This is a genomic window from Allobosea sp. CCNWLY174 (assembly GCF_037120455.1).
GTDB classification, from domain to species: Bacteria; Pseudomonadota; Alphaproteobacteria; order Rhizobiales; family Beijerinckiaceae; genus Allobosea; species Allobosea lupini.
In genome coordinates this window covers 70,214-96,168 of record NZ_JBBBBQ010000009.1, presented here as the reverse complement: position 1 = coordinate 96,168, position 25,955 = coordinate 70,214, and the positions used below count along the sequence as shown (strand labels likewise).

22 protein-coding genes are annotated in these 25,955 nt (G+C 68.2%); 10 read left to right on the top strand and 12 right to left on the bottom strand.

All coding sequences use genetic code 11. The features are described 5' to 3' along the window. Positions 1–217 precede the first annotated feature (217 nt). From V7S63_RS22670 to V7S63_RS22660, 3 genes are read left to right on the top strand one after another with little or no spacing between them, the layout of a single operon-like run. Positions 218–1,261 carry an ABC transporter ATP-binding protein gene (locus V7S63_RS22670; RefSeq protein ID WP_442896503.1) on the top strand — a complete coding sequence of 348 codons (1,044 nt, stop codon included), beginning with the start codon at positions 218–220 and terminating at the stop codon, positions 1,259–1,261. Beyond that, positions 1,258–2,247: an ABC transporter ATP-binding protein gene (locus V7S63_RS22665; protein WP_336531873.1), complete on the top strand. Its 990-nt coding sequence runs from the start codon at positions 1,258–1,260 to the stop codon at positions 2,245–2,247. Before V7S63_RS22670 ends, V7S63_RS22665 begins: the two co-directional genes overlap by 4 nt. Positions 2,248–2,272: 25 nt before the next feature. Beyond that, positions 2,273–3,751, top strand: coding sequence for an alkaline phosphatase family protein (locus V7S63_RS22660; RefSeq protein WP_336531872.1), 1,479 nt, complete (start codon positions 2,273–2,275; stop codon positions 3,749–3,751). Positions 3,752–3,816: 65 nt separating this feature from the next. Here V7S63_RS22660 and V7S63_RS22655 read toward each other — a convergent pair whose 3' ends face one another. The 4 genes from V7S63_RS22655 to V7S63_RS22640 form a co-directional block, all read right to left on the bottom strand. Next, positions 3,817–5,379: an ABC transporter substrate-binding protein gene (locus V7S63_RS22655; RefSeq protein ID WP_336531871.1), complete on the bottom strand. Its 1,563-nt coding sequence runs from the start codon at positions 5,377–5,379 to the stop codon at positions 3,817–3,819. Between the two features lie 65 nt (positions 5,380–5,444). Further along, the gene (locus tag V7S63_RS22650; RefSeq protein WP_336531870.1) at positions 5,445–6,254 is read right to left on the bottom strand and encodes a glycerophosphodiester phosphodiesterase; all 810 of its coding nucleotides are present in this window, start codon (positions 6,252–6,254) and stop codon (positions 5,445–5,447) included. Further along, on the bottom strand, positions 6,220–7,041 hold the full coding sequence (locus V7S63_RS22645; RefSeq protein ID WP_336531869.1) for an ABC transporter permease: 822 nt from the start codon (positions 7,039–7,041) through the stop codon (positions 6,220–6,222). The genes V7S63_RS22650 and V7S63_RS22645 overlap by 35 nt, the downstream gene beginning before the upstream one ends. Positions 7,042–7,094: 53 nt before the next feature. Continuing rightward, positions 7,095–8,036: an ABC transporter permease gene (locus tag V7S63_RS22640; protein WP_336531868.1), complete on the bottom strand. Its 942-nt coding sequence runs from the start codon at positions 8,034–8,036 to the stop codon at positions 7,095–7,097. 303 nt (positions 8,037–8,339) lie between these two features. Here V7S63_RS22640 and leuA point away from each other — a divergent pair, with 303 nt between their 5' ends. Next, positions 8,340–10,007 carry a 2-isopropylmalate synthase gene (gene leuA / locus V7S63_RS22635; RefSeq protein WP_336531984.1) on the top strand — a complete coding sequence of 556 codons (1,668 nt, stop codon included), beginning with the start codon at positions 8,340–8,342 and terminating at the stop codon, positions 10,005–10,007. 41 nt (positions 10,008–10,048) lie between these two features. Here leuA and V7S63_RS22630 read toward each other — a convergent pair whose 3' ends face one another. The 8 genes from V7S63_RS22630 to V7S63_RS22595 form a co-directional block, all read right to left on the bottom strand. After that, positions 10,049–11,098: an LLM class flavin-dependent oxidoreductase gene (locus V7S63_RS22630; protein WP_336531867.1), complete on the bottom strand. Its 1,050-nt coding sequence runs from the start codon at positions 11,096–11,098 to the stop codon at positions 10,049–10,051. 9 nt (positions 11,099–11,107) lie between these two features. Then, positions 11,108–12,028: an ABC transporter substrate-binding protein gene (locus V7S63_RS22625; protein ID WP_336531866.1), complete on the bottom strand. Its 921-nt coding sequence runs from the start codon at positions 12,026–12,028 to the stop codon at positions 11,108–11,110. Positions 12,029–12,095: 67 nt separating this feature from the next. Then, entirely contained in the window at positions 12,096–13,028 is a 933-nt protein-coding gene (locus V7S63_RS22620; protein ID WP_336531865.1) for an ABC transporter substrate-binding protein, read from the bottom strand. Positions 13,029–13,053: 25 nt separating this feature from the next. Then, positions 13,054–14,868 carry an amino acid ABC transporter permease/ATP-binding protein gene (locus tag V7S63_RS22615; RefSeq protein WP_336531864.1) on the bottom strand — a complete coding sequence of 605 codons (1,815 nt, stop codon included), beginning with the start codon at positions 14,866–14,868 and terminating at the stop codon, positions 13,054–13,056. A 40-nt stretch (positions 14,869–14,908) separates the two neighbouring features. After that, positions 14,909–15,442, bottom strand: coding sequence for a GNAT family N-acetyltransferase (locus tag V7S63_RS22610; protein ID WP_100962442.1), 534 nt, complete (start codon positions 15,440–15,442; stop codon positions 14,909–14,911). Positions 15,443–15,492: 50 nt separating this feature from the next. Further along, on the bottom strand, positions 15,493–16,836 hold the full coding sequence (locus V7S63_RS22605; protein ID WP_336531863.1) for an LLM class flavin-dependent oxidoreductase: 1,344 nt from the start codon (positions 16,834–16,836) through the stop codon (positions 15,493–15,495). 17 nt (positions 16,837–16,853) lie between these two features. After that, the gene (locus V7S63_RS22600; protein WP_336531862.1) at positions 16,854–17,858 is read right to left on the bottom strand and encodes an MsnO8 family LLM class oxidoreductase; all 1,005 of its coding nucleotides are present in this window, start codon (positions 17,856–17,858) and stop codon (positions 16,854–16,856) included. A 17-nt stretch (positions 17,859–17,875) separates the two neighbouring features. Continuing rightward, positions 17,876–18,472: a flavin reductase family protein gene (locus V7S63_RS22595; RefSeq protein WP_336531861.1), complete on the bottom strand. Its 597-nt coding sequence runs from the start codon at positions 18,470–18,472 to the stop codon at positions 17,876–17,878. 773 nt (positions 18,473–19,245) lie between these two features. On the opposite strand from V7S63_RS22595, the gene V7S63_RS22590 reads away from it, so the two are divergent. The 6 genes from V7S63_RS22590 (at position 19,246) to V7S63_RS22565 (ending at position 25,952) form a co-directional block, all read left to right on the top strand. After that, on the top strand, positions 19,246–20,121 hold the full coding sequence (locus V7S63_RS22590) for a sugar phosphate isomerase/epimerase family protein (protein ID WP_336531860.1): 876 nt from the start codon (positions 19,246–19,248) through the stop codon (positions 20,119–20,121). Further along, the gene (locus V7S63_RS22585) at positions 20,118–21,632 is read left to right on the top strand and encodes a sugar ABC transporter ATP-binding protein (RefSeq protein ID WP_336531859.1); all 1,515 of its coding nucleotides are present in this window, start codon (positions 20,118–20,120) and stop codon (positions 21,630–21,632) included. The genes V7S63_RS22590 and V7S63_RS22585 overlap by 4 nt, the downstream gene beginning before the upstream one ends. After that, positions 21,629–22,606, top strand: a complete 978-nt coding sequence (locus tag V7S63_RS22580; RefSeq protein WP_336531858.1) for an ABC transporter permease — start codon at positions 21,629–21,631, stop codon at positions 22,604–22,606. The genes V7S63_RS22585 and V7S63_RS22580 overlap by 4 nt, the downstream gene beginning before the upstream one ends. Next, on the top strand, positions 22,603–23,586 hold the full coding sequence (locus tag V7S63_RS22575) for an ABC transporter permease (RefSeq protein WP_336531857.1): 984 nt from the start codon (positions 22,603–22,605) through the stop codon (positions 23,584–23,586). Before V7S63_RS22580 ends, V7S63_RS22575 begins: the two co-directional genes overlap by 4 nt. Before the next feature lie 80 nt (positions 23,587–23,666). Beyond that, entirely contained in the window at positions 23,667–24,791 is a 1,125-nt protein-coding gene (locus tag V7S63_RS22570; protein WP_336531856.1) for a substrate-binding domain-containing protein, read from the top strand. A 126-nt stretch (positions 24,792–24,917) separates the two neighbouring features. Further along, the gene (locus V7S63_RS22565) at positions 24,918–25,952 is read left to right on the top strand and encodes a LacI family DNA-binding transcriptional regulator (RefSeq protein WP_336531855.1); all 1,035 of its coding nucleotides are present in this window, start codon (positions 24,918–24,920) and stop codon (positions 25,950–25,952) included. The last annotated feature ends 3 nt before the right edge of the window (positions 25,953–25,955 follow it).

Genomic DNA, 25,955 nt, shown 5'->3' with positions numbered 1-25,955 from the left:
CCGCATGCTGCTCCTCCGAGACGCCGGCGCGCCAATAACTGACGACGAGGTGCGTGCCAGCGACAGGCGAGGATGACAAGATCGGGCGCCAGCGCCCCCCAAATGAGCGCGATAGCCGTAAAAGCTGGCCGGCTTTCCCCGTCGCGTCACACCACGGTCATCGAAGCGCGTCTATCCCGCTGCGATGACGCTCCCGACCACAGGCGACCGCCCCGGCATGGCCGCACTGCTGCCCGGCATGCAGGCGCTCACACCGCTGCTGGCGCTGGATCGCTTTTCCGTCGCTTTCCCAGGCGCCAACGGGCCGGTCCCGGTCGTATGCGGCATCGAGCTCTCGCTCGCGCCCGGCGAGGCGCTCGGCATCGTCGGGGAATCCGGCTGCGGCAAGAGCGTGACCTGGCTCGCGGCGCTGCGCCTGCTCGGCCGCGGGGTCGTGACCTCCGGCGAGGTCCGGCTTCGCGGCGAGGACATCACTCGCCTGCCGGAACGCACGCTCGCAAGGGTTCGCGGCGGGCGGATCGGACTGATCTTCCAGGATCCGACCAGCTCGCTCAATCCGGTCCAGCGCATCGGCACCCAGCTCATGGAAGTGCTGCGCTTGCATCGCGGCCTGCGCGGCGATGCTGCCCAGCGCGAGGCCCTGCGCCTGCTCGACCGCGTCGGCATCGCCGATGCGCCGCGGCGGCTGCGGCAATATCCGCATGAATTCTCCGGCGGCATGAACCAGCGCGTGATGATTGCGCTGGCGCTGGCCGGGGAGCCCGAGGTCCTGATCGCCGACGAGCCGACCACGGCGCTCGACGCGACGATTCAGGCGCAGATCCTCGACTTGATCCGCGACATCCGTCGCGAGAGCGGCATGGGGCTGGTGCTGATCTCGCATGATATCGGCGTCGTCGCGGATCTCTGCGACCGCGTTGCGGTGATGTATGCCGGCCGCGTCGTCGAGACCGCCGCGACGCAGGATCTGCTCGGCCGCCCGCGCCATCCCTATACGCGCGGCCTGCTCGCCGCCCTGCCGACGCTCGGCGGCCCTCGTCAACGGCTGACGCCGATCACGGGCACCGTTCCCGCGCCTGACAGGATGCCGCCGGGATGCGCTTTCGCGCCACGCTGTTCGCTGGCGATCGACGCATGCCGGACACAGACGCCCGCGCTGGTACTGGCGGCACAGGACCAGCGCGCCGCCTGCCTGCGCCTCTCGGAAACGGCGATAGCCCCGGCTGCCGCTGCCCCGGCGCCGGTCGGAGCCTTCGCATGACCCCGCTGCTTCGCGTCGACGATCTCGCCCGCCACTATCCGGTCGCCACGGCGAGTGGGCAGAAGCGACTGCTCCATGCCGTCGACGGCGTCAGCTTTTCCCTCGCCGCCGGCAAGACCCTCGGCCTGGTCGGCGAATCCGGCTGCGGCAAGTCGACCACCGCGCGCCTTGCGCTCGGCCTGCTGCCGGCGACGTGCGGGCGGATCACGTTCGCGGGCGAAGCCGTCAGCGCGACGCGCGATCGTCATTGGCGAGCCCTGCGCCGGCGGATGCAGCTGGTGCATCAGGACCCGCTCGCGGCGCTCGACCGGCGCCTGCCCGTCGGCGAGCAGATCGTCGAGCCGCTCGTCATCCACGAGCTCGAAGCCGGCGCCGAGGCTCGCCGGCAGAAGGCGCTCCAGCTGTTCGAGGCGGTCGGCCTGCGGCCGGACCTGTTCGAGCGCTATCCTCACGAGCTCTCCGGCGGGCAGCGCCAGCGCGTCGTGCTTGCCCGGGCGCTGATCCTCGGCCCTGAGTTGCTGGTCTGCGACGAGCCGATCTCGGCGCTGGACGTCTCGGTCGCGGCCCAGGTCATCAACCTGCTGCAGGACCTGCAGGGGCGCCTCGGCATGGCCTATCTCTTCATCAGCCACGATCTGAAGGTCGTCCGGCAGATCGCCGACGAGGTCGCGGTGATGTATCTCGGCAGGATCGTCGAGCAGGGCCCGCCGGAGGCGTTGTTCCATGCGCCGGCCCATCCCTACACCGAGGCGCTGGTCTCGGCCGTGCCGACGCTCCAGCGCGGCACGCGCGAACGCATCATCCTGCGCGGCGACCCGCCCAATCCGGTCGACCGGCCGGCGGGTTGCGCCTTCCATCCGCGCTGCCCGCGCGCCGTCGCCCGCTGCGGCGAGGAGGCGCCTGTTCTGCGTCCCGCCAGCGACGGGCGACTCGCCGCCTGCCATCTGGTACCGCTGGCGACCGATGCCCAGGCGGCAGCCGCCTGACCCTATCGACCGACCGGATACCGACATGGCCCAAAACTTGGCTGACCACGATCGCTCCCCAGCCACGCGCGTCATCGTCGCGGTCTTCGACGGGCTGCGGCCCGACTTCGTCACGCCCGAGCTGACCCCCAACATCCTGCGCCTCGCGGCGCGCGGCACATGGTTCCGCCGGGCGCGCAGCGTCTTCCCCTCGGTGACCCGCGTCGCGACCAGCGCCATTGCCACCGGCGCGCCGCCCGCCGTACACGGCATCGTCGGCAACGCCTTCTACCTCGAAGGCGCCATTCCCGAGCGCATCTTCGACACCGGCGACATCGGCATGCTGCGCCGGGCGGAAGCCCATCATGGCGGCCGGCTGATCGCGGTCGATACCTTTGGCGACGTGCTGGCGCGGGCGGGCAAGCGACTCGCCGTGGTCCATACCGGCTCGGCCGGCTCGGCGCATTTCATCAATCCGCGCGCCCGCGCCAACGGGCATTGGACCTTCACGATGCTCGGGACCGAGGCGACGCAGACGCCGGAGGCGGTCGAGGACGCCATCGCCAGGCTCGGCCCGCTGCCGGAGCGCCAGCTGCCGCGCCTCGACGAGCTCGCCTATGGCGGCCGGGTGATGGTCGAGCACGTCCTGCCGGTGTTGAAGCCCGATGTCGCGCTGATCTGGTTCAACGAGCCCGACACCACCTTCCATTATCGCGGTCTCGGCTCGCAGGAGGCCAAGGCCGGCCTGCAGCAGGCCGACCGCGCCTTCGGCGCCATCCTCGACTGGGTCGAGGCCCAGCCCGACGGCGAGCGCATCGCGGTGATCGTCGCCTCCGACCATGGCCAGATCTCGACCGGCTCGGTCGAGCCGCTGTTCGACGCGGCCCGTCAGGCCGGCTTCGACCTCAGCAACGCCAAGGCCGTCGACGGCGCCGCCTTCCTGGCCACCGGCGGCATCAGCGGCGAGATCCGGCTGCGCGGTGGCGACCGCAGGCAGATCGAGCGCATCGCCGCCTGGCTGATGGAGCAGCCGACGATCGGTCATCTCTTCGCGCGCGGCAGCGGCGAAGAAGGCGACATCGCCGGCACCCTGTCGCTCGACCTGATCGGCGCCGGCCATGCCGGTCGCCAGCCCGACCTGATGTTCATCCTGAAATCGTCGCTGCAGGCCGATCAGTACGGCCTGCCCGGCCTCGGCGCGATGACGCCCGGCGATGTCCCGCTCGGTGGCGGCATGCATGGGGGCATCAACCCGCATGAGCTCAACACCGTGCTGATCGTCGGTACGGGCACCGGCGAAGTCGGCAGCGTCTCGCAGGAGCCGGCCGGGATCATCGACATCGGCCCGACCGTGCTCGGCCTCTCCGGCCTGGCCAAGGCGCCGAGTATGGCCGGCCGCGACCTCTCCCGCCCGGCGAGGGAGGAAGCGCGCATCCGGCGCGTCGCGACCGGGCGCGGCGCCTTCACGCAGCAGGTCGAGTTCGCCGAGCAGGACGGCCGCCGCTTCATTCTCGGCGGGCACTGATCCGAGGGAACGAATGCAGAAAGGGGTGGCCGAGCCGCCCCTTTTTCACTCCGACTTCTGCTCTTTCAGCTGCGGCCGAAGGACAGGTTGTCCGGCCGCAGGTCCATGAAATAGAAGGTCGTCGGCCGCCAGGCGATCGCCTTCTTGATCGCGTAGGCCTCGCTCGGCTGGTAGAGGATCGTCGCCGGCGCCTCGTCCTCCCAGATGTCGAGCATCTCGGTGAACAGCGCCTTGCGCTTCACCGGATCGACCTCCGCCTCCAGCGCCGTGCCGGCCTTGTTGAAGCCGTCGGCCGAGGTCCAGAACTTCGAGACCTGATGCTCGCCGGCCGGCCCCCAGGCGACCCAGATCGCGCCGAGCGGATCGGGCAGGCGCGTCGAGTTCGACCAGTTGAAGATCTGCGCACCGGCACCGCGCATCTGGGTCGAATTCTCGACCACCTGCAGCGAGGCGTTGATGCCGACGGCCTTCCACTGCTCGACCAGGATCTGCGCGGCTTCGAGCGCATTGGTGTAGTAGTTCGCCATGGTCCGGTAGACGATCGGCTCGCCCTTGTAGCCGGCCTGCTGCAGCAACGACTTGGCCTTGGCGGGGTCGTAAGGCAGCTTGCGGCCCGCGACGAACATCTGGCCGTATTCGGGGAAGTTGTGGCTCGCCGGCACCTGCGCCGTGCCCTGCCAGAGCGCATCGACCAGCTTCTGCCGGTCGATCGCAAGGTTCAGCGCCTGCCGCACCCGCTTGTCGGCCAAGACTTTGTCCTGCTCGTTATAGGCGAGGACATGGACGTTCGCGAGCACGACCGAGCGGACGTCGATGTCCTTGTAGGCGCCGACCACGCTCATCTGGTCCGGCGGGATATTGGTGATCAGGTCATAGTCGCCAGCGACGAGCCCGGCGACGCGGGCCGCCAGTTCCGGCACGCGCCGGAAGGTGACGCGCCTCGCGGTCGGCTTGCCCATGAAATAATCGTCGAAGGCTTCCAGCACGGTGGCTTCGGCCGCCGAATGCGAGACGACGCGATAGGGACCGGTCGCCACGGGCTTGCGCGAATAGGCCTCGAAGCCCATCGCCTCATAGGCGCGCTTGTTGACGATCCAGGCGCACCAGGAGGCGAGCCGCTGCTCGAGCAGCACGTCGGCGACCTTGGTGCGAAACCGCACGCTGTAGCGGTCGATCGGCTCGACGCTGGCGAGGATGCCGAAATAGGGCTTGCCGCCGGGGATCTGGGCCTTGTCGCCCCAGAGGCGGCCGTCGCGGAAGGTGTAGGCGACGTCCTCCGAGGTCAGCTCGTCACCATTGTGGAACTTGACGCCCTGGCGCAGCGTGACGACGAGCTCCTGCGGCGAGACGCGCTCCCACTTTGTCGCCAGATGCGGCTTCAGCTCGGAGCCGCCGCCATCGGCCGCGCCGAGGAAATCGCGGCGGATCAGCGTGTCGAAGATCGAATAGGTGACGCGCGTGCCGACATTGGAGAGCTCGCGCGCCGGCTCCAGCGTCGCCGGCAGGTCGGCGACCGCGACGGTGAAGTTCGGGCGCGTCTCGCCGGCGGCGAAGGCTTGCGGGGTGGCGAGCAGCGCGGAGGCGGCGGTGGCACCTTCGAGAAAGCGCCGGCGGGAAAGGGTGATCATGGCATGTCTCGCATCTGTCGGCGGCGAGGCCGATCCGGCCCGCCGCGCAATCGCGCTGCCATGCCTCAGCTTGACGACAGGGCCGTGACGGACCGCGCGGACAGCAGCTGGCGGGGGTCGTCGAGCATCACCGCATCGGGCCCGAGGGAAAGGACGCGGTCGATCCCCTGCGCATCGATCCGCCCGACCGGGAAAGGCGGATAGCCGGGCTCGGCAACCGAGCGCGGCTGGCCGACCATGATCACCGTCCGCAGGCCAAGGCTGCGTGCGGCGGCGATGCGCTCCATCGTCGCCTCGCTTTGCCAGAAGCGGAACCAGTCTGCACCAAGGGCCTTCGCCTGCCGGAAGGAGTCGGGATCGGGAACCAAAGCGAGGATGGCGATCGCCTCGGACACAGCCGGAGCGGCGGCGATGAGGTCGAGCGACCGCACACCGAGCAGCACGCGCTCGGTGGCCCCGGCCACCGCAACGGCGTCGAGAATGCGTGGCAGCACCAGGGGGTCGCTGAGCTTGACGTCGAGCAGCAGGCCGAGCGGCGCGGAGGCGGCGATCGCTTCGTCCAGCGTCAGCAGGCCGGGCAGGATCGCCCGCAGTTCGGAGAGCCCGATCTCCGCGACGAGGCGCGGATCACCGGCGATGCGCTGGAGATCGGCATCGTGCAGGCAGACAAGCGCATCGTCAGCGCTCAAGCGCACGTCGGTTTCGACCATCTCGGCGCCGACAGCCTTCGCCTGCTCGAAGGCCTCGGCGGTGTTTTCCGGCGCGAGCAGGGCCCCGCCACGATGGGCAATGGCGAGCGGGAAGGGGCCTGCGATGCTGCGGATGGCGAAGCCCATCGTTTCAATGCCGCTCGCTGGTGGGGTCGAAGCGATCACGCAGCCAGTCGCCGAACAGGCTCATCGACAGCGTCGTCAGGAAGATGACGAGCCCGGGAAAGACCGCAATCCACCAGGCATTGAGGAGATAGCGCCGGCCCTCGCCGAGCATCAGGCCGAGCGAGGTGCCGGGCGGCTGCACGCCGAGGCCGAGGAAGGACAGCGAGGTCTCGAGCAGGATCGTGCCCGGGAAGTTGAGCGTCGCCTGCACCACCAGCGCCGCGACGATGTTGGGCAGGAGATGGCGCAGGATCACGCGTGGCGTGCTGGCGCCGAGCGCCTCGACCGCGTTGATATAGTCGCTCTCCTGCTCGGAGGCGACGAGGCCGCGGGCGAGGCGGGTATAGCGGTCCCAGCCGTCGATGCTGACCAGTATGACGAACAGCACGATGGTGTTGCCGAAGAAGGCGAGCATGGTCAGCGCCAGGAACAGCGCCGGGATCGCCGCCTGTGCGTCGACCAGCATCATGATCGCCTGGTCGACGACGCCGCGCATCCTTGCCGCGATGAAGCCGAGCAGCGTGCCGAACACCGCCCCGATCAGCGTGCCCATCACCGCGATCAGGATCGAGGTGCGGACCGCGTAGATCATGCGGCTGAGGATATCGCGGCCAAGCTGGTCGGTGCCGAGCCAATAGGTCATGCCGCCGCTCTGCGTCAGTGGTGGCTTCAGCCGGGCGAGCAGGTTCTGGGTGGTGTAGTGAATCGGCGCCAGCCAGTCGGCGAGGATCGCGACGAGGACGACGAGGACCAGGAAGCCGGCCGAGAGTTTTACGACTGGCGACATGGACCGGCGACGCGACCGAGCGACCGGAACCGCGCCGATTTCGAGGCTCGCGCTCATGCCGGTTTGCCCAGGCTGCGCGAGAAGCCGCCGAGGCGCGGATCGAGCAGGATGTGCAGGATGTCGACCAGCAGATTGGCGGCGACCATGACCACGGTGACCGTCAGGATCACCGCCTGAACCACGGCAAGATCGCGCGTCGAGACGGAATCGACCAATAGGCGGCCGATGCCGGGCCAGGCGAAGATCGTCTCGACCACGGCGCTGCCGGCGAGGATATGGCCGATCTCGATGCCGATGAACATCAGCAATGGCACGGCGGCATTGGGCAGCGCGTGGCGCAGGATGACGGAAAGCGGCATCACCCCGCGGGCGCGGGCGGCGCGGATGAACGGCTTGCCGAGCACTTCCAGCGTCGCGGTGCGCGCGAAGCGCGCGAGGCGCCCGGCGAGCGGCAGCGCCAGCGTCACCACCGGCAGGATCAAATGCCAGGGCGTCTCGGATCCCGCCGATGGCAGGACGCGCAATTTGAGCGCGAAGAGCAGGATCAGCAGGATGCCGAGGAAGAAGATCGGGATGGCATAGCCGAGCACCGCGACCGCCATCGCGAAGCGGTCGACCGCGCTGTTGTGGCGCAGCGCCGCCAGGACGCCGAGCGGCATGCCGATCAGCAGCGCCAGCATGAGCGCGCAGGCGCCGAGCAGGACGGTCTTCGGCAGGGCGTCGACCACCGCGGCGAAGGCGGGCCGGTCATCGGCGAAGGAGAGGCCGAAATCGCCCCGGACGACGCTGGCGAGATAGCGCAGATACTGCTCGGCCAGCGGCCGATCGAGCCCCCAGAGCTCGCGGTAATGCGCGCGCACATCCGGTGGGGTCTCGATCGAGAGCATGATGTCGGCGGGGTCGCCGGCCAGCCGCAGCGCCAGGAACACCGCCGAGACGCAGATCGCGACCGTCAGCAGCGCACGCAGGATGCGGAAGGCCAGGAAACGCAGCATCGCCAAGGGCTCGTGAATCGAAGGCCGTGCTTGTGCCGATGCTTACGCGACAAAGGAATGACAGTTCGCCATCAGCCCGCGCGACGGGAACTGGCTGGCGCGGCAAGGTTGATCTTCCTCTCCCGGGGTGGTTATGTCCGGCCATGCGATTTCGGTCCGCCATCCGGGGCCTGACCCTGCGACTTAGCCGCCCGGCGCTGTGAGCGCGCCGGGGTTCGAAGGCCTGTCCATCGCATGACGGCGTAGCAGAGCCCCGAGCAGGGCTGACGCCGCATCCTTCGCAAGGGTTGTCCCATGACCACGATGCCGATTTCCAAATACCGCGCCTATGCGCCGGTCAACCTGCCGGACCGCAAATGGCCGTCGCAGGTCCTGACCAAGGCGCCGATCTGGTGCTCCGTCGACTTGCGCGACGGCAACCAGGCGCTGATCGAGCCGATGGGCGTCGATCGCAAGAACCGCATGTTCAACCTTCTGGTGAAGCTGGGGTTTAAAGAGATCGAGGTCGCCTTCCCTGCGGCGTCGCAGACCGATTTCGATTTCGTTCGTTCGATCATCGAGAGCGGCGCGATCCCGGATGACGTCGCGATCCAGGTGCTGACCCAGTGCCGCTCCGAACTGATCGAGCGCACCTTCGAGGCGGTGAAGGGCGCCAAGAACGTCATCCTGCACTTCTACAACTCGACCTCGACGCTGCAGCGCGAGGTGGTCTTCCGCTCCGACAAGGCCGGAATCATCAAGATCGCGACCGATGCGGCCGCCCAGATCAAGGCCCTGGCCGCCAAGGCGCCCGACACCAATTTCACCTTCGAATACTCGCCGGAGAGCTTCACCGGCACCGAGCTCGACTACGCCCTGGAGATCTGCGAGGCGGTCAAAGCGGTGATCCAGCCGACGCCGCAGAAGAAGCTGATCCTCAACCTGCCGGCGACCGTCGAGATGGCGACGCCGAACGTCCATGCCGACCAGTTCGAATGGTTCGGCCGCAACATCTCCGACCGCGACAGCGTGCTGCTCTCGATCCACCCGCACAATGACCGCGGCACCGCGGTCGCCGCCGCCGAGCTGGCACTGATGGCCGGTGCCGACCGCGTCGAGGGTACTCTGTTCGGCAATGGCGAGCGCACCGGCAATGTCGACATCGTCACCATGGCGCTGAACCTGTTCACGCAAGGGGTCGATCCCGAGCTCGACCTGCGCGATGTCAACGAAATCCGCAGCGTCGCCGAATACTGCACGCAGCTGCCGGTGCACGAACGCCACCCTTATGTCGGCGAGCTCGTCTACACCGCCTTCTCCGGCTCGCATCAGGACGCGATCAAGAAGGGCTTCGACGCGCAGGAGAAGCGCAATGACCCGCTCTTCCAGGTGCCCTACCTCCCGATCGATCCCAAGGATGTCGGCCGCGACTACGAGGCGGTGATCCGGATCAACTCGCAGTCGGGCAAGGGCGGCATCGCCTATATCCTGCAGGCCGATCACGGCCTCGACCTGCCGCGCCCGCTGCAGATCGCCTTCTCCAAGATCGCCCAGGAGCAGATGGATGAGGAAGGCAAGGAGCTGACCAGCGCGGTGCTCTGGTCCCTGTTCAGCAGGACTTACCTCCTGAGCGACGCCCCGCTGGAACTGCTGTCCCACAAGACCTTCCCCGGCGCGGAGGGCTCGCGCACGCTGACGGCGGAGCTGAAGCAGGACGGTAGGGTCCGCACCATCGAGGGCGTCGGCAATGGCCCGATCGACGCCTTCGTCGATGCGCTGAAGACGACCTATGGCGTCGAGTTCTCCTTCCTCGACTATCACGAGCACGCGGTCGGACGCGGCGCCAACGCGACCGCCGCCTGTTATGTTCAGCTCCAGGACGAGAAGGGCCGCATCGTGCACGGCGTCGGCATCGACCCGAACATCGTCATGGCCTCGCTGAAAGCCGTGCTCAGCGGCATGCAGCGGGTCATGGCCGACCAGCAGGGCTGAGCCATTGCAGAAAGCGGCGGGCTTGCCCGCCGCTTTCGTGCTTACTCCCCGACGGCCCTGCGGCGCTGAACTGGCTTCGCTTCCAGCCAGCCGAGCGCTGGCGCGATCAGCGCGGCGAAGTCGGCGATGATCTGGCGGTAGTCCGCGATCGAGAAGTTGTAGGGCAACTCCAGCCGCAGCGTATCGACCAGCGGCAGGACCGGGTCGGCCGCCAGCAGCTCGACGATCTCGTTCGCCGTGCCGACGAGATCGCGCGCGAACAGCGTCCGGCGCTCGCCTTGCGGCGCGAGCGTGCGGGCATGCCGGGTTTGCGCATAGTCGCGATAGCGCTGGCGCGTCGCGGCGTCGGCGCTGTCGAGCGGCACGATCACGCGACCGACCGCGACCTTCGACTCGTCCTCGCCACGCCAGTGAGCACGGAAGGTCTCGATATGGCGGCTTTGCGCGACGAAGAAATCGTCGGTCTCCTCGCCGGTATTGAGATTGCCGACGAGCAGATGGAAGCCGTTCTCGGCCGCCCAGCGGGCCGAGCGCAACGAGCCACCGCCATACCAGAGCCGTTGCCGCAAGCCCGGCGCATGCGGGCGCAGGCGCGGACGATGCTCGCCGGCGGCGGAGCTGATGCGCCCGTCGGCGGCGCCGAGCCAGTCGCCGGCGAGGTTGCTGGCGAGCCGGGCGACGCGGGCATGCGAGAAATCGTATGTTGCCGGGTCGGCGTCGAAGAAGCGCTCGCCCAGGAGCTTGCCGAAGGGCGGCGGGCCGGCGCTCAGCCCGACATTGAGCCGCCCGCCGGAGAGCACGTCGACCAGCGAGAGGTCCTCGGCGAGCCGGAACGGGTTCTCGTAGCCGATCTGGATCACCGCGGTGCCGAGCCCGATCCGGCTGGTGCGCTGGGATGCCGCGGCGAGGAAGGTCGCGGCTGAGGAGACACCGGGCTCGAGATGCCGCTGACGCACCCACGCGCTGTCGAAGCCGAGCGCCTCGCCATGCTCGAAGAGCGCCAGCGTCTCCTCCAGCCCGGCGCGCGGATCGGCATCGTCGTAATTGCCTGGCGTCAGGAAGGCGATGTGCCGGACGGCGAGCTTGGACATGGCGCGTCTTCAGTATTTCGGCAGGCCGGGCGGGTTGGTCTCGGAGCGGTCGAGCGCTTCCTCCTCCAGGTTCCAGCGCGCCAGCGAGGCCCGGAACTTGCCGTTGGTGATCAGGCCGTTGGTGGCGATTGTCAGCGCATCGACCAGGCCGCTGCCTTTGCGCGTGGTGATCGCGACATCGGATCTCAGCGGCCAGCCGGCGCTGAGCGTGCCGACGCGCCTGATGTCCTTGTCGCGCGCCGCGATGAAGACGAGCTGCGCATGCGGCTGGACGATGACGTCGACCCGGCCCGAGCGCAGGGCGACGAGCCGCCCGGCCTCGTCGTCGAAGAGCTGCAGCTCGATCGGCTTCAGGCCGGCGGCGACGTTCTGCTTGCTCCACTCGACCAGGATGCGCTCCTGGTTGGTGCCTCCGCCGACGCTGATCTTGAGCCCGGCGGCGTCCTTAGGCTCGCTGATCGCGGTGACCTCGCTGTCGGCCCTGACGAAGAAGCCGTGCAGGCCCTTGCGATAGGTCGAGAAGTCGAACTTCTCCTTGCGCTGCTCGGTGACGCCGACATTGGAGATGACCGCGTCATACTTCCCCGAAGCGAGCCCGAGCGGCCAGTCGGCCCAGGCGATCGGCTGCAGGTCGAGCCTGAGGCCGAGGCTGTCGGCGATCAGCTGGGCGAAATCGGCATCGGCGCCGACCACGGTCTTGGCGTCGGTGGCGTAGGTGGCGAGCGGCGGCCCGCCCGGGCTGACCGCCACGGTGAACACGCCGGGCTCGACGAACTTGAAGCCCTTCGGCAGGGCGGCGATGGCCTCCGGCTGCTTCTCCGCCCTCACGCGCCCGGGCTGCTCCGGGCCGAGATCGAAGGGTGCCTGCGCCACGGCTGGGCCCTGAGTTGGGCCGAAGATGGCCCAGCTGCCTAGGAGAAGCGCCAACATACGCGCTCGCAACATCATCGTCTTCCGTCTTTGCTGATGGATCAGGTCGCAGCGACGCCCGCTACGCTCACTTCACCGGCAGGCCGGGCGGGTTGGTGCGCGACTGCTCGATCGCCTCGGCGGCGAGGTTCCAGCGCCCGAGTGCCTTCGCGTAGTTGCCGTTGCCGATCTGGGTGTTGATGGCGTGGGTGATCGCCTCGGCGAGACCCGCGCCCTTGCGGGTCGTCACGGCGATCTCGGCCAGCACCGGCCAGCCGCCGGAGAAATTACCGGCGAGGCGGGTCTTGTTCTCCTGTGCCGCCTTGAAGCTGAGGAGTGCGTTCGGGCCGAGATAGGCGTCGGCGCGCCCGGTCTCCAGCGCGAGATAGAGCACGACGTCGTCGTCATAATACTGGACCTCGGCCGGCTTCAGCCCGTCCTTCACGTTTTGCTCGTTCCAGCGCAGCAGGATCTGCTCCTGATTGGTGCCGGACCCGACGATGACCTTGAGCCCGGCGATGTCGCGCGGCTCGCGGATCTGGACCTCGTTGTCCTTCTTCACATAGAAGCCGAGCAGGTCCTTGCGATAGGTCGAGAAGTCGAACTTCTGCTTGCGCTGCTCGGTGACGGTGATGTTCGAAATCGCCGCATCGTATTTGCCGGAGGCGATGCCGAGCGGCCAGTCGGCCCAAGAGACCGGGACGATCTCGAGCTTGCGGCCGAGCGCATCCGCCACGAGCTGGGCGATGTCAGGCTCGGAACCGACAATGGTCTTGGCATCGGCGGTGTAGCCGGCAAAGGGCAGGCGGCCAGTGGCGTTGGCGACGGTGAAGACACCCTCCTTCACGAACTTCGTGTCCTTGCCGATCAACTTGACCGCAGCTTCGTCGCGCTGCGCCCGCGGCCGGCCCGGCTGCTCGGGCGAGAGGTCGATCGCCTGCTGGGCGAGGCCGAGGGAAGGCAGCAGCGCGCCGGCCGAGGCGGCGCCGAGCAGAGCGAGCGTGTTGCGTCTGGTGATCATGACTTAGCTCCTTGAGAAATGGCGGTCAGAGGACCTTGGCTAGGAATTCGCGGGTGCGGGGATGGTCGGGCTCGGCGAAGACGCGGGCCGGCGGGCCGACTTCGAGGATACGGCCGGCTTCCATGAAGACGACCTCGTCGGCGACCTCGCGGGCAAAGCCGATCTCATGGGTGACGATGACCAGCGTCGTGCCGGAGCGGGCGAGCTCCTTGATGACGTCGAGCACCTCGTTGACGAGCTCGGGGTCGAGCGCCGAGGTCGGCTCGTCGAAGAGCAGGACCTTGGGCTTCAGCGCCAGAGCCCGGGCGATGGCGACGCGCTGCTGCTGGCCGCCGGAGAGCTGGCGCGGATAGGCATCGACCTTGTCGGCGAGGCCGACGCGGGCGAGCAGCTCGCGCGCCTCGGCCAAAGCCTGCTCGCGGGAGACCCCGCGCACCGACAGCGGCGCCTCGATCACGTTCTCGATCGCGGTCAGGTGCGGGAACAGGTTAAAGCTCTGGAAGACCATGCCGACATCGACGCGGCGCTTCAGGATCTCGCGCTCCTTGAGCTCGTAGAGCGTGTCGCCGTCCTGGCGGTAGCCGATCAGCTCGCCGTCGATGGCGATGAAGCCTTCGTCGACGCGCTCGAGATGATTGATCGAGCGCAGCAGCGTCGACTTGCCGGATCCGGACTGGCCGATGATCGCGGTGACGCTGCCGGGCCGCAGCGCCAGGCTGACATCGTCGAGCACCTTGAGCGGGCCGAAGCTCTTCGAGACGTTGCTGATCCGGATCTCGCCACCGCTGCGCTGCAGGCTCGCCAGCGACGGAGCCGCCACGGCGGACGAACCGACCTGGGATGAACTGGCCTGGACGAGTGCGGCCTCGGTCCGACGCGCCGCGGCGGCATCGCGCGAGCGGCCTAAGCGCGCCAGTGCCAGGCCGATCAGCGAGGGCGGCGGATTGCGCAGCGCCCCGCGCGAGTAATAGCGCTCGATATGGTGCTGGACGAAGGACAGCACGCTGAGGATGACGAGGTACCAGACCGTCGCCACCATGAGCAGCGGGATCACCTCGAGATTGCGCCGGTAGATGATCTGGATGGTATAGAACAGCTCAGGCAGCGCCAGGATGTAGACCTGGCTCGTGCCCTTCGCCAGCAGGATGATCTCGTTGAAGCCGTTGGGCAGGATCGTGCGCATCGCCTGCGGCAGCACGATCCGCGAGAACTGGCGGTGGCGCGGCAGGCCGAGCGCTGCGGCCGCTTCGTGCTGGCCCTGGTCGACCGAGAGGATGCCGCCGCGCACGATCTCCGAGGAGAAGGCGCCGGCATGGAGCGTCAGGCCGAGCACCGCCGCGAAGAACGGCGTGATCACTTGCGTCGTCGACCAGGAGGCGAAGGTGATCTCGGTGAAGGGGATGCCGAGCCATACGGTCGAATAGAGATAGCCGAGATTGTTGAGGATCAGCAGCAGCACGATCAGGGGAATCGATCGGAACAGCCAGACATAGGCCCAGGACAGCGAGGCCAGCAGCGGCGAGCCCGAGACGCGCGCCAAGGCGAGGCCAGTGCCGAGCAGGAAGCCGAGAACGGTGCCGAACAAGGTCAGCAGCAAGGTTCGGCCGAGCCCTGCCAGCACCGGCTCGGAGAAGAACCATTCGGCGAAGACGTCCCAGCCCCAGCGCGGGTTGGAGAGGACCGAGTTTGCGATCGCGAAGATCACGACGACCGCGAACACGGTGCCGATGGTGCGGGCCGGATAGCGCGCCGGCACGATGCGGTAGCGGCTGAAATCGCGGGTCGGCGGAGTGCTATGGGCGCGCGTCGGCAGGCCCGCGAAATCGCTGGCGAGACTCATGGCTGGAATTCGTCCCCTTGAAACTCAGGAAGCGGCGCGCTCAGGCCGCGCTGGCAGGCAATTGCTCGGCCGGTGGCCGCAGCTTGTAGGCCGCGACGGCGAGGTCCTTTTCGAAGGCGAGCTTCTTGTAGACCTCGGGATCGACGGCGGGATCGAACAGTGGCGTGTAGCCGGTGCTGAGGTAGAGGTCCCGCGCCTCGGGCTGCCGAAAGCCGGTGGTCAGAAAGATCTTGCCATAGCCCTGGCGCACGGCCTGCGCCTCCAGCTCCTCGACGACGCGGCGGGCCAGGCCCTGGCGGCGAAAGGCGCTGTCCGTCCACATCCGCTTCAGCTCCGCCGTCTGTCCGTCATAGCGCTTGAAGGCACCGCCGGCGATGGCGCGGCCGTCGCGCAAGAGCAGGACGAAATTGCCCTCGGGCGGCGCGAACAGCGATGCCGGATAGCGGCTCATCTCGGCGCCCGGCGGCTCGCCAAAATAGCTCCCATAGCGGGTGGCGTATTCCCAGGTGAGCTGCTCGACCAGGGGCTGGGCGAGCGGATCGAGCGGGGTGGTGTAGACGAATTCGTCGGCCATGGGACAGCCTCTCGGAGCGTGAGGTTCTGGAAACGGGTTCTGTGGAGCGCTCAACCGGCCTTGCGTGGCACGGAGGCCGAAGCGAGGCGGGCATAGCGGCTCTCGCGGCGCGGCAGGCCGAGATGATCGCGCAGCGTTTCGCCCGGCAGGGTGCGGTCGTAGACACCGCGCGCCTCGAGCTCCGGGATGACCAGCTCGACGAAATCATCGAGCCCCTCGCCGATCACCGGGAAGCCGAGGATGAAGCCATCGGCCGCCTGCTTCTCGACACGTTCGATCAGGATGTCGGCGATCTCCTGCACCGAGCCGATCAGGTCGGCGCGCGGGGTCGCAGCTTCCAGCGCCGCCTCGCGCAAGGTCTGGCGCTTCAGGGCGGCAGTGCGCTTGATCCGGTCGGTGGTCGAGCGGAAGCTGTTCTTGCCGATCTCGCCGAGCTCCGGGAACGGGGCGTCAAGCGGATAGGCGCTGAAATCGTGATGGTCGAAGAAGCGGCCGAGATAGGCAAGCGCGTCATCGATCGAGACGAGATCGCGGATCGCCTGGTACTTGTCCTCGGCCTCCTGCCGGGTGCGCCCGACGATCGGCCCGGCGCTCGGGAAGATCTTGACGTCGTCCGCCAGCCGCCCCTGCGCGATCGCGCTGGTCTTGATGCTGCGATAGAAGGCCTGGCCCTCTTCCAGCGAGACATGGTTGGCGAAGACCGCATCGGCATGGCGGCCGGCGAGGCCGATGCCGGCATCCGAGGCGCCGGCCTGGAACAGCACCGGCTGGCCCTGCGGCGAGCGCTGGATGTTGAGCGGCCCCTCGACCTGGAAGAAGCGGCCCTTGTAGCCGAGCGTGTGCAGCTTCTCGCGGTCGAAGAAGCGGCCGCTCTCACGGTCGCGGACGAAGGCGTCGTCGTCCCAGGAATCCCAGAGGCCCTTGGCTATGTCGAGGTATTCATGCGCGATCTCGTAGCGCAGGGAATGCTCGGGATGCGGGCGGCCATAATTGCGGCCGGAACCCTCCAGCGGCGAGGTCACCGCATTCCAGCCGGCGCGCCCGCCGGAGATCAGGTCGAGCGAGGCGAATTGCCGGGCGATGGTGAAGGGGTCGCTATAGGAGGTCGAGACCGTGCCGACGAGGCCGAGCTTCTTCGTCACGGTCGCCAGCGCCGAGAGGATGGTCAGCGGCTCGAACCGGTTGAGGAAATGCGGGATCGACTTTTCGTTGATGTAGAGCCCGTCGGCGACGAAGGCGAAGGCGATGCCGTTCTCTTCGGCCTTGCGGGCGTTGCGGATGAAGAAATCGAGATTGACGCTGGCATCGGGCGGATTGCTCGGATGGCGCCAGGCATTCATGTGGCTGCCGGGGCCCTGCAGCATCAGGCCGAAGGTGAGACGGGTCTTGCTCATCGGTGTCTCCTGTCGGCTCAAGCCGCAAGCGCCGGCGCGTCGCCGGCCAGCAGCGTGACCGAGGCGAGGCGCTGGGCGGTCGCGGCAGCCGGTGTGTCGATGACGAATTCGGTGATGCCGAAGCGGGCCGAGAGCGCATCAAGCTCGCGCCGGACGTCCTCGGCGGTGCCGGAGAGAATGCTCGGGCGTCGGATCTCGGTCGTGTACGAGGAGGCTCCGGCCTGGCGGGCGAACTCGGCCGCCTGCTCCTCGCTGCCGAGATTGACGCTCTGGCCATTGTCGAGCGTCAACCGGACCACGCGCAAAGGCTCGGTCAGCGCGCGCGCCTCCTCCGCCGTCGCGGCGGCGAGGGCAGCGAGGCCGAACAGCGGCGGCTGCTTCGCGCCGGCCTTGGCATATGCGTTGAGGCTGGCCTCGATCGCCTTCGGGTCGCCATTGAGCTGGCCGGCGAAAACGAAGCGCCAGCCGCGCTCCGCCGCGAGCCTTGCGCTATCCGGGCTGGCACCGAGCAGGAAGCGCTCAGCTGGCGCAGGCGGCTTCGGTAGGGCCTGCGCGCCGGCGAGCGGATCATCCACATCGAGCGAACCCGAAAGGAAACCATCGAGTTCCGCCAGCAGCGCTTCGAAGGAGCGGGCGTCCTTGGAAGCATGCTGGACGCGCAGCGCCTTGGTCGAGAGCGGCAGGCCGCCCGGCGCCTTGCCGATGCCGAGATCGATGCGATCGGGCGCCAGCGCGGCGAGCAGGTTGAAGGTCTCGGCGACCTTGTAGGGGCTGTAGTGCTGCAGCAGCACCCCGCCGGAACCGATCCGGATCCGGCGCGTGCGCGCGATCAGATGCGCCACCAGGATTTCCGGTGCCGAGCTGGCGAGTCCGGCAAAGCCATGATGCTCGGCAAGCCAGAAGCGGCGATAGCCCAGCCGCTCGGCAGCCTGCGCCAGAGCGATCGTGCGCTGCAGGGCATCGACCGCGCTCTCGCCGTCGAGGATCGGGCTCTTGTCGAGCAGGCTGAGGGAATAGGCCATGGGATGTCTCGCCTGGATCAGATGCCGCGCAGGCCGAGCGCCGTACGGGCTTCCTCGGCCATCCAGCCGAGGCGCTCGTAATCGCCGCGCCAGTAGAGCAGCGCCGCATCGTCGCCACCGAGCCGGACCTCACGGACGCGGCCGATGACGATGGCGTGCGAATGCCGCTCGATCAGCTCCTCGACCTCGCAGTCGAGCGCAGCCAGCGCGCCTTCGAGCAGCGGGGCGCCGGTGACACCTTGCGTCCAGCTCGCGCCGGCATAGCGCGCCTCGCCTTTCTCGCCATTGCGGCCGGAGAAGCGGTCGGCGATCTGCTTTTGCGTGGCGTTGAGGAAATTGACGCCGAAGCTGCCATGGCGGGCGAGCACCGGAAAGCTCGACGAGCCCAGGTTGAGCCCGAACATCACCGTCGGCGGCTCGGCCGAGAGCGACGCGAGCGAGGTCACGGTCAACCCGGTACGATCCTCGCCCTGCCCGGTCGTGATCACGCTGACACCGCCGGCGAGATGGCGCAGCGCCGCACGGAAGTTGGGCGCCTCGGCTGGTGCCGGCGCAGCCCGACCGACGTGGCGGGGTGCCGCTGATGTTGAAGTGACGAGCGAGACGACAGTCATGAAGGCCTCGGCTGGCGGGAGGACGCAGCGAGGCTAAGCGTCGCCAGGGAACGACGCTCCGGCCGGGCAAGCCGGCACGCGGACGCTGCTAGGGAATGGTGAGCCCGGCGATCAGGCCGCAGGGCGAGGGATCAGGAACATCGCGGCTGGCCGTCCGATCGCTCAGGATCCAAAGTATTACGCGGTTTCATCGACGTGTCTCCGGACTCGGAGCCCACGATTTCATCGTGGTGCTTTTAGCATTGTTGACGCGGTGCAAGCTGCTCCAGCAAATCCCGCGATCTAGCGCAGTTATCGGCGCTCGATACTGACATTCTTCATGCGAACACAGGCACGGTCAATGGAATGTCTTTTCAAAGATGTCCCGGGCAGGAGGCGGAAGCGCCTGCGGCCGGCACCTGCCATGGGAGAATTCCGTTCCGCCAGCGAGCCTGTCACAGGCAGGTGCCATCGACCGGCTATCAATAGGGGCTCCGCGACGGCAACCACCTGGGCCGGTGGTTCATACCCACCCGTATCGCCGCAACCGCGTAGTCCGCTGACGAAGCAGCGCGCCCCGGTCGGATCGCCGCCTTCGATGTGACGGAGCGCCGCAAAGGAGCCGGTTGACAGTTTTGCAATCGATTACATAATCCAATCCGAAGCGGTTCCGCAGAATGAACCGCCCCAGGGAGGAATGCCGGTCATGCATGCCAGCATCGTCGTTTCATCGGCTTTCTGCAGCCGCGCGACCGCATTGCGGCTGCGCTGAGCGCGGCACGAAAGCCAAGGCAATGATCCAGATCGGCTTCAACCTGCTGACGGTCGGCGGCTTCATCGACGAAGCGCACCTGCCCTTGTGCGAGCGCATCCGCGAGATCGGCTATGACGGCGTCGAGATCCCGGTCTTCGAGGGCGATGTCGGCCATTACGAGCGGCTTGGCCGCCGGCTCGATGCGATCGGCCTGAAGCGCACCATCGTCACCATCGTCGCCGAGGACAGCAACCCGCTCTCGCCCGATCCTGCCATCCGCCGGAAGGCGCGCGAGCGCCATCGCTGGGCGGTCGACTGCGCCGCGGCGCTCGGTGCCTCCGTCATCGCCGGCCCCTATCACTCGCCGGTCGGCGTCTTCACCGGCGAAGGCCCGCGTGAGGACGAGCTGGCCCATTTGGCCGAGGCCCTGCACGTCATGGCTGACGATGCCAGCAAGGCCGGAATCGCGCTCTCGCTCGAGGCGATCAACCGCTTCGAATGCTACGCGCTGAACACGATGGAGGCGGCGAGCGCGCTGAAGGCCGAGGTCGCGCATCCGAACTTTGGCTACATGTACGACACCTTCCACGCCAATATCGAGGAGCGCGATCCCGTAGGCGCCTACAGCCGCTACGCTCCCGAGATCAATCATATCCATCTCTCAGAGAACGATCGCGGCATCGTCGGACGCGGCCATGTGCCGTGGGCGCAGACGTTCCGCGCCATCCGCGCTACCGGCTACGACGGCTGGCTGACGGTCGAGGCTTTCGGCCGGGCGCTGCCCTCGCTCGCGGCGGCGACACGGGTCTGGCGCGACCTCTTTCCTGATCTCGACACGCTCCTCGTCGAGAGCCACGACTTCATCCGGCGCGGCTGGGCCGAAGCCGCTGAACCCAACAAGACAGGTGCGGCATGAGCGCCGATACGCCGGTCCTTTCGATGCGCGGCATCGGCAAGAGCTTCACCGGCGTGCGGGCGCTCGACGATGTCAGCCTCGATTGCCATTCCGGCGAGGTCCACGCCATCTGCGGCGAGAACGGCGCCGGCAAGTCGACGCTGATGAAGGTACTGGGCGGCGTTTATCGGCCCGACGAAGGCGAAATCCTCCTGAACGGGGAGCCGATCGCCTTCCGGCATCCGGTCCAGGCGCGCCGGGCCGGGATCAGCATCATCCACCAGGAGCTGAGCCTGCTGCCCGAGCGCAGCGTCGCCGACAACATCTTCCTTGGCCTTGAGCCGACCCGTGGCGGGCTGCTCGACCGCGCCGCGATGCAGGAGGGCGCGCGCAAGCTGCTGGAGCGTGTCGGCGCCAGGGTCCAGCCCGATGCGCTGGTGAAATCGCTGTCGATCGCCGAGCAGCAACTGGTCGAGATCGCCAAGGCGCTGGCGCTCGATGCCCAGATCATCGTCATGGACGAGCCGACCGCAGCGCTCGATGAGCGCGATGCCGGCCGACTTCTGGGACTGGTCGGGACGCTCCGGCGCGAGGGCGCGGCGATCCTCTACATCTCCCACCGCATGGCCGAATTGAAGGCGATCGCCGACCGCATCACCGTGCTGAAGGACGGCAAGTTGGTCGCGACACACCCGGCCGCCGCGCTGACGCCGGCGACGATCGTCAGGCTGATGGTCGGGCGCGACCTCGCCGATTTCTTCCCGCCGCCGGGTGACCCGGCCAGGCTCGGCCCGGTCGTGTTGTCGGTGCAGGGTGCCGGCAACGCCATCCTCTCCGATATCGCGCTCGACCTGCGCGCCGGCGAGATCGTCGGCGTCGCCGGGCTCGAAGGCTCCGGCAAGGGCGCGCTGGGGCGAGCTCTCTTCGGCGACGAGCCGTTCACCCGCGGCCGGATGACCGTCGATGGGCTGGACGGCCTGATCCAATCGCCGCGAGCGGCCATCGCCGCCGGCATCGGCTTCCTCTCCGACGATCGCAAGAAGGAGGGCATCGCCCCGCAGCAATCGCTGCGCGACAATGTCCTGATGACGCTGCGCGCCTTTGCGCGGCGCTTGCGTCCACCGGCTTCTGGCGCGATGGCGCGCGCCGCCGCCGACCGGCAACTCGCCGAGGTCGATGTCCGCGCCGCCGGCTTCACCCAGGAGATCCGCGAGCTCTCCGGCGGCAACCAGCAGAAGGTCGTGATCGGCCGCTGGCTGGCGCGCGATCCCAAGGTGCTGATCTTTCTCGAGCCGACCCGCGGCATCGACGTCGCTGCCAAGGCGGCGATCTACCAGCTGATGCGAGGTCTCGCCGATCGCGGCCGCGCCATTCTGATGATCTCCTCCGACCTGCCGGAGATCATCGGCGTCAGCGACCGCATCCTGGTCATGCATGAAGGCCGCATCGCCGGAGAACTCAAGCGCGGCGCCAGCGAGGAAGACGTGATGCACCTTGCCCTCGGCACCAGGACGGCGGAGGTCGCGGCATGAGCGTCGCTGATATCGCCGCCCCTCGCCCGGCGCGCGACGTGCCGGTGGCGCCGCTGCTCTTCGCCGGCTCGCTCGTGCTCTATGTCGCGACCGCGCTCGCGACCGGCCAGCACGCCTATCTCAGCGGCGAGGGGCTCATTGGCCTGACCCAGCGCATGGTCGGCCTCGGCATCGTCGCGCTCGGGCAGACGCTGACCATCCTGGTCGGTTCGATCGACCTGTCCGTCGCCAATCTGATCAGCGTCTCGGCCGTGCTCGCCTCCTTCATCATGAAAGGCGAGCCGGCAATGATCGCGCCGGCCGTACTGGCGGTGCTGGCGCTCTCGGCAGCGGTCGGCCTCGTCAACGGGCTGATCATCGCGCGGCTCGACGTCAACCCGCTGATCGCGACGCTCGGCGTCGGTTTGATCCTGCAGGGGCTGCTCTCGGCCAGCTTTTCCAATTTCGCCGGCTCGGTTCCGGCAGCCTTCCAGGCCTTCGCCTATGGCCGGATCGGGCCGCTGCCCTGGTCGGTGCTGCTGCTGCTCGTGCTCGCGCTCGCGATCTGGCTGCTGCTGAGCCGCACGCGCTTTGGCGCCCATCTCTACGCCACCGGCGGCAATCGCGACGGCGCCCGCCTCGCCGGCATCCGCACTGAGCGCGTGATGATCGGCGCGCATGTTTTGTGCTCGCTGATGGCCGGCCTCACCGGGCTCTATCTCGCCAGCCGCCTGCGCGCCGGGGCGCCCTGGGTCGGCCGCGACGGCGTCTACGATCTTGAATCGATCGCGGTCGTGGTGATCGGCGGCACCTTGCTCGCCGGCGGGCGCGGCGGCGTCTGGGGCACGCTCGCGGGCGTCTTCCTCTTCGCCACGCTCGACGCCGTCTTCAACATGACAGGCATCGACGCCTTCCCGAAGCAGGTGCTGCGCGGCGCCATCGTCATCCTCGCCGTCGCCGTCTACGCCGTGCGCAGCAAGGGGCATGTCGCATGAGCGCCGTGGCCAGCCATACCGCCCCCTCGGCGGCGCTGCGCTTCGCCCGCGGCACCAATGTCGGCCTCGCCGTCTTCCTCGTGCTCTACGGCACGATCGCCGTGATGCAGCCGAGCTATTTCGAGGTCGAGGGCTTCCTCAACTTCCTGCGCCGGGCCGCGCCGCTGATCATCCTCGCCTGCGGACAGCTCTTCGTCATCGCGGGCGGCGGCTTCGACCTGTCGATGGGCTCGCTGGTGACGCTGACCGTGCTCGGCGGCTCGATGCTCGCCGGCGGCAATCCCGACAACACCTGGTGGACGATCGGCGTGCTCTACCTGATCGGGCTCGGCGTCGGACTGGTGAACGGGCTTGTCGTCACCCTGCTCAAGGTGCCCTCGATCATCGCGACGCTCGGCATGCTGCTCTCGCTCAACGGCGCGGCGCTGATGTGGTCGGGCGGAGCGCCGCGCGGCTATCTGCCGGAGAATTTCCGGGCGCTCGGCCGCCTCGTCTATCGCGACGTACCCGTGACCGGGATCATGCCGCTCTCGGTGCTCATCCTGATCGGCTTCGTCGCCCTCGCTGCCTGGCTGCTGCACGCGACAGTCTTCGGCCGGCAGGTGCTCGCGGTCGGCGACAATCCGCGCGCGGCGGAGCTTTCCGGCGTGCCGGTCGGCGCGACGCGGGTTCTGGTCTTCGTGATCTCGGCGCTGTCGGCGGTGACCGCGGGCATCCTGCTCGGCGGCTTCGCCGGCGTCTCGACCGCGGTCGGCCAAGGGCTCGAGCTGCAGGCGATCGCCGCCTGCGTCATCGGCGGAGCACAACTGCTCGGCGGACGCGCCAGCGTGACCGGCGCTGTCGCCGGGGCGCTCAGCCTGTTCGCCCTGTTCACTGTTCTCAACCTGATGGGCCTGCCGCAGCCGCTGCGCGAGACCGTGCAGGGCGTGATCCTGATCGCCGCGGTGGCATCGAGCGCCTGGCGCATGCGGCGCGCCTGAAAACGAGTTTTCGGAAGCGCGTGATCCCACGCGCTCCGCCAGAGGCCGCCGGCAAGGCGGCGTGACAGAGGGAGGTGAACATGAAGACGCAGATCGGTTTGACGGCGCTGCTGGCAGCGCTGTCGACGGGCGCCATCGCCCAGAACTTCAACGATCCCGCCGAATTCGAGCGGCAGAAGGCGCTACTCACGGTCGCCCCGCAAGGCCCCGAGGGCAAGCCCTGGGAGCAGAACCTTGGCGGCGAGAAGGTCGACACCGCCAAGTACAAGAAGCCCGGCCCCTACAAGCTCTGCTTCTCGAACGCGGGCGTGAACAATCCCTGGCGCGTCGTCGGCTTCACCAACATGCAGGCCGAGGTCGACGCCAACAAGGCCGACATCGCCTCGTTCACCCATGCCGATGCCGAGGGCAAGGACGACAAGCAGATCTCGGACATCAACGCCTTCGTCAACAGCGGCCAGTGCGATGCGCTGATCGTCTCGCCGAACACCACCGCGGCGCTGACGCCGGCGGTCGAGGCGGCCGCGAAGAAGCTGCCCGTCGTGGTCTTCGACCGCGGCGTCGACAGCAAGGCGCCGGTGACCTTCATCAATCCGATCGGCGGCTACGGCTTCGGCATCCAGGGCGCGAGCTTCATCGCCGAGAAGATTCCCGCTGGCGGCTCGGTGCTGGCGCTGCGCATCCTGCCTGGTGTCGACGTGCTGGAGAACCGCTGGGCCGCGGCCGAGCGCATCTTCAAGGAGAAGGGCATCAAGGTCGTCGGCGCCGAGTTCACCAATGGCGACAACGCCAAGACCAAGGCGATCGTCGAGGACTACCTCAACCGCTTCGGCAAGATCGACGGCGTCTGGATGGATGCCGGTGCGACTGCGGTCGCGGCGCTCGAAGCCTTCGAGGATGCCGGCAAGCCCTATCCGGTGATCAATGGCGAGGATCAGCAGGACTTCCTGCAGAAGTGGAAGAAGAACAAGCTCACCGCGATCGCACCGACCTACCCGACCTATCAGTGGCGCACCCCGGTGATCGCGGCGATCCGCATCCTCAAGGGCGAGCCGGTGGTGGGGCCGACCTGGAAGCTGCCTCAGCCGGCGATCACGGCCGAGAACCTCGACAAGTTCGTCAACGACAAGATGCCGCCGCTGCATTACGCGCTCTGTGGCTGCGAGCAGATGGCGAACTACCCGGCCCGCTGGGGCGGCAAGTAAGCGAGGACGATGGGCGCCCGCGCGACGCGGGCGCCCTGACTTTTGCCCTGCCGACAGCGATTGCGGCATGATGGGGCTCCTGCCGCCGTCGCGCCGATTCGCCGCCGCCGTTCCAGATCATCGACCTTGCAAGACGCCCCCATAGCCGCCCCGACCATCGCCGAAGTCGCGCGCCTCGCCGGCGTCTCGACGGCGACGGTGTCGCGCGCTTTGGCTCAGCCGGAGAGGGTCAAGGCGCGGACCCGCGAGCGCGTCATCGCGGCGGTCGCGGCGACCGGCTTCATTCCCAACGCCCAGGCGCGCAATCTCCGCCTCCAGGCGACGCGCACCGTGATCCTGCTGGTGCGCGACATCAGCAACCCGTTCTATCTCGAGATCTACAAGGGGGTCGAAGAAGCCGCGGTCGACGCCGGCTACAAGGTGCTGATGGGCGATGCCCGCGACGATGACGAGCGCATCCTGCGCTATGTCGACATGGTCAGGGAGCGCCATGCCGACGGGCTGATCCTGATGGTCGGCCGCTTCCCCGAGGCCCTCGCCAAACGCAGCCGCCTGCCGCCCATTGTCGTTGCGCTCGAGATGCTGCCTGGGCTCAATCTGCCGACAGTCAAGGTCGACAACCATGCTGCGGCACGCGCAGCGGTTGCCCACCTCGCCAGGCTCGGCCATCGCCGGATCGCCCATATCGCCGGCCCGATGCCGGATCCGATGAGCCTCGACCGTCGCGACGGCTATCTCGCCGGCCTCGCCGATGCCGGCATTCCGGCCGACCCGGACCTCGTCGTCGAGGGCGATTTCGGCCTCGCCGCCGGGCGCGCCGCGATCCGCACGCTCGCTGCGAGAGGCGTCGATTACAGCGCCATATTCGCCGCCAGCGACCAGATGGCGGTCGGCGCCATGGGCGAGCTGCGCGCCCGCGGCCGCAACGTCCCTGACGATGTCTCGGTGGTCGGCTTCGACGACATCGTGCTGGCGGAGGCCGTCGAGCCGCAGCTCACCACCATCCACCAGCCACGCCGCGAGATCGGCCAGGCGGCGATGAAACTGCTGATCGAACAGCTCTCGGGAGGCGGTGCCCCTCCCGATCTCGTGCTGCCGACCCGACTGGTCGAACGCGGCTCGGCGGCCGCGCCGACCCGGCGAACCGATCAAGGCCGGTGACAG

What these genes read in the sequence shown, in the direction of transcription:
- V7S63_RS22640 (WP_336531868.1), bottom strand. Translation starts at nt 8,036, where the DNA reads ATGCTGCGTTTCCTGGCCTTCCGCATCCTGCGTGCGCTGCTGACGGTC.
- V7S63_RS22620 (WP_336531865.1), bottom strand. Translation starts at nt 13,028, where the DNA reads ATGATCACCAGACGCAACACGCTCGCTCTGCTCGGCGCCGCCTCGGCC.
- V7S63_RS22625 (WP_336531866.1), bottom strand. Translation starts at nt 12,028, where the DNA reads ATGTTGGCGCTTCTCCTAGGCAGCTGGGCCATCTTCGGCCCAACTCAG.
- leuA (WP_336531984.1), top strand. Translation starts at nt 8,340, where the DNA reads ATGCCGATTTCCAAATACCGCGCCTATGCGCCGGTCAACCTGCCGGAC.
- V7S63_RS22615 (WP_336531864.1), bottom strand. Translation starts at nt 14,868, where the DNA reads ATGAGTCTCGCCAGCGATTTCGCGGGCCTGCCGACGCGCGCCCATAGC.
- V7S63_RS22660 (WP_336531872.1), top strand. Translation starts at nt 2,273, where the DNA reads ATGGCCCAAAACTTGGCTGACCACGATCGCTCCCCAGCCACGCGCGTC.
- V7S63_RS22600 (WP_336531862.1), bottom strand. Translation starts at nt 17,858, where the DNA reads ATGGCCTATTCCCTCAGCCTGCTCGACAAGAGCCCGATCCTCGACGGC.
- V7S63_RS22665 (WP_336531873.1), top strand. Translation starts at nt 1,258, where the DNA reads ATGACCCCGCTGCTTCGCGTCGACGATCTCGCCCGCCACTATCCGGTC.
- V7S63_RS22670 (WP_442896503.1), top strand. Translation starts at nt 218, where the DNA reads ATGGCCGCACTGCTGCCCGGCATGCAGGCGCTCACACCGCTGCTGGCG.
- V7S63_RS22590 (WP_336531860.1), top strand. Translation starts at nt 19,246, where the DNA reads ATGATCCAGATCGGCTTCAACCTGCTGACGGTCGGCGGCTTCATCGAC.
- V7S63_RS22570 (WP_336531856.1), top strand. Translation starts at nt 23,667, where the DNA reads ATGAAGACGCAGATCGGTTTGACGGCGCTGCTGGCAGCGCTGTCGACG.
- V7S63_RS22610 (WP_100962442.1), bottom strand. Translation starts at nt 15,442, where the DNA reads ATGGCCGACGAATTCGTCTACACCACCCCGCTCGATCCGCTCGCCCAG.
- V7S63_RS22605 (WP_336531863.1), bottom strand. Translation starts at nt 16,836, where the DNA reads ATGAGCAAGACCCGTCTCACCTTCGGCCTGATGCTGCAGGGCCCCGGC.
- V7S63_RS22580 (WP_336531858.1), top strand. Translation starts at nt 21,629, where the DNA reads ATGAGCGTCGCTGATATCGCCGCCCCTCGCCCGGCGCGCGACGTGCCG.
- V7S63_RS22645 (WP_336531869.1), bottom strand. Translation starts at nt 7,041, where the DNA reads ATGTCGCCAGTCGTAAAACTCTCGGCCGGCTTCCTGGTCCTCGTCGTC.
- V7S63_RS22595 (WP_336531861.1), bottom strand. Translation starts at nt 18,472, where the DNA reads ATGACTGTCGTCTCGCTCGTCACTTCAACATCAGCGGCACCCCGCCAC.
- V7S63_RS22585 (WP_336531859.1), top strand. Translation starts at nt 20,118, where the DNA reads ATGAGCGCCGATACGCCGGTCCTTTCGATGCGCGGCATCGGCAAGAGC.
- V7S63_RS22575 (WP_336531857.1), top strand. Translation starts at nt 22,603, where the DNA reads ATGAGCGCCGTGGCCAGCCATACCGCCCCCTCGGCGGCGCTGCGCTTC.
- V7S63_RS22655 (WP_336531871.1), bottom strand. Translation starts at nt 5,379, where the DNA reads ATGATCACCCTTTCCCGCCGGCGCTTTCTCGAAGGTGCCACCGCCGCC.
- V7S63_RS22630 (WP_336531867.1), bottom strand. Translation starts at nt 11,098, where the DNA reads ATGTCCAAGCTCGCCGTCCGGCACATCGCCTTCCTGACGCCAGGCAAT.